This is a genomic window from Bartonella sp. AP19HLJMH, assembly GCF_042196245.1.
GTDB lineage: Bacteria > Pseudomonadota > Alphaproteobacteria > Rhizobiales > Rhizobiaceae > Bartonella.
Window position 1 is genome coordinate 1 of record NZ_JBHIPX010000055.1, and the last position, 1537, is coordinate 1537.

A 1537-nucleotide genomic window follows, 5' to 3' on the forward strand; every position below is an offset into this window, starting at 1 on the left:
GACCGCTTCGGTCGATTCTGCTGTGAGTGCGCCATTTTGAATGCCTGTTATCTTCTTACTACCAGCGTCAATACCACTCGTTGTTATTTTCGGTCCACCAGAAATCACTAAGCCCGTTGCGTCTAAGGTATTTCCTGAAACTTTTACACTACTCAACGTAACATCTTTAGCAAGATCAAATTTTAGCTTATTGTCGTCTTTGCCCTTTGTAATACTTAGGTTGCTACTTCCAGCGGAAAAATCTACCGCGCTGTCCATGATAACGGTCTTATCATCCTTACCCCCAACAGATAGTTTCCAACCACCATTTCTTACGACACTTTCTAAGTCTTTTAACTGTACAACATTTACTGCATCAGTAAGTTCACTACCAGCTGCTACACCTGTAATCTGCCGCGTCATGCCCGTACTTTTATTACCAACACTAACGGCACCCTGCTTACTTTTCCATTGCGCTTCAGTGCTTTCTGTTGCCCCCTGCAGCGAAGAAGTATATCCTGAAACACCTGCAGCCCTATCAGCGATAGTATCACTTCCTATAGCAACACCACCTTGTACAGAAACTATAGAATTGACACCCATTGCGATACTGCTTGGACCCAAAGCGTGAGACATGGAACCTATAGCAATACTATACAGCGCCTCCTTTGTTGCAGATGCATTGTAACCAAGAGCAATCCCCTTTTCTGCATAATTCTTCGCGCCGTAACCAAGAGCCATTGCATAATCACCAGCTGCAAGCACTCTATTTTTTTCATCAACATTCTGTGTTTCAGATCCAGGAGTAGTTCCAACAGCACCGATTGCAATGCTAAAAACACCTTCCGTTTTTGCCCCCCGCCCCAAAACAACAGTACCATACGAGCCCTTAGGTGCCTCTGCCTTATAACCAATAACAGTACTCCAACCATCACCAGATTTTGCACCGTACCCGATAACAATAGCGCCGTATGTACCTCTCCCATCAACACTACCAACCACATCGTCACCAATAAAAACACCCCACTTGCTTTTTGTATAATTAATCCCACTACCCAAAATAACATTGTTATCTTGAGAACGTTGCATTCCTGCAGTTCCACCCCGCAAAAGGTCAGAAACATTAACAGGGGCTGCATTCTCATTATTCCCTGAAAACTGTTGGGTTGTAGAGCTATCACGAACAAGCGACCGTGGACTAATGAGAGACTTTTTATATTGCTCGTCTGTATCTAGAGTTCTTACCAATAAATTTTTGCTATCGTCCGCAAGAACATTTACGATAGAACTCTTATCGCTCTTACCAGAAAGGGTTTTGGTTAAAAAATTTGCGTAATCATCAGAATCATTCAAACCAGCAACAGAGAGAAGGCTTTGTGGATAAGACACACCAGCACTTTTTACACCTTCAAGAAATGTGTTTCTAAAATCAGGATTTGCTGAAAAAACAGGCGTAACATTCGATAAGAATGTAGCCGCTGTAGCCAACGAAAGAACTTTAACAAAAGAAAAACGAGAACGTTTTAATTCACTCGCTGCTTGTGGGGCATATAATTTT

General features: G+C 42.6%; 1 pseudogene. It reads right to left on the reverse strand.

The window, feature by feature from the left end:
- Positions 1–1537: pseudogene (locus ACFINR_RS09290) on the reverse strand (hypothetical protein); the annotation flags it as partial.